1 protein-coding gene is annotated in these 727 nt (G+C 32.2%); it reads right to left on the bottom strand.

Annotated elements, in window-relative coordinates; genetic code table 11:
* A partial coding sequence (locus tag KTQ83_RS11905; protein ID WP_342367265.1) for a transposase occupies window positions 1–628 on the bottom strand: 628 nt, incomplete at its 3' end.
* Window positions 629–727 lie beyond the last annotated feature (99 nt).

Below are 727 nucleotides of genomic sequence, written 5' to 3'. Positions count from 1 at the left end.
AAACTACTTCAAACAAGTAATCGAAATTGATCTCTCTTACAATTGAAAAACGAATATTCAAATTGTTTTTTGAACAATATTTATTAAATGCAGAAAGCCTGTCCATAACTTTGATCCAACGCTTTTCTCTGAATTTCTTTGTAGCTTTCATCCATACAAAAGTCATCTTATTGGCATTGGCCTCAAATTTGGTTCCATCAATATATAATACTTCTGTATCTATGACATCATGAGCTTCAATATACTTGTTGATATCCACAAATATATCTTCGATAGGCATAGCAAGCTTATCTTTGATAAACCTTTCAAAAGCCATATGAGAAGGTGTTGAACCGTTCATAATGAATTTAAAGCGAATGTCATATTTACATAATTTTTCTAAATCACGAAGAGAAGCATAACCGTTTATCGCAAATGCAAGAATGACTGCTTCGAACATTTGGATTGCATCATATCCATGAGCGTTATTCTGTGAGAAATCGATATATTTAAAAATGTTGACCTCTTCTACGACTTCCTTCACAGTTCTTGAGATATCGTCTTTTTCAACGACATCTTCGTAAGAAAAACACAAAGGGAATTGAAATGATGGCTGATATGCATTACAATTAACTAGGTATTTTGGCACAAACATATTATACCAAAAAAGACCGATATTCAGATTTTTAAATCTTGAATATTCGGTCCTTTTTTATTAAGCTGAAACTTCTTTATCCGTTACAGCGCC

The sequence above is a fragment of the Holdemanella porci genome (assembly GCF_019052655.1).
In the GTDB taxonomy this organism is placed as follows: domain Bacteria; phylum Bacillota_I; class Bacilli_A; order Erysipelotrichales; family Erysipelotrichaceae; genus Holdemanella; species Holdemanella hominis.
Note: the sequence above shows the minus strand (reverse complement) of the source record. Positions and strands in the feature narration are given on the sequence as shown.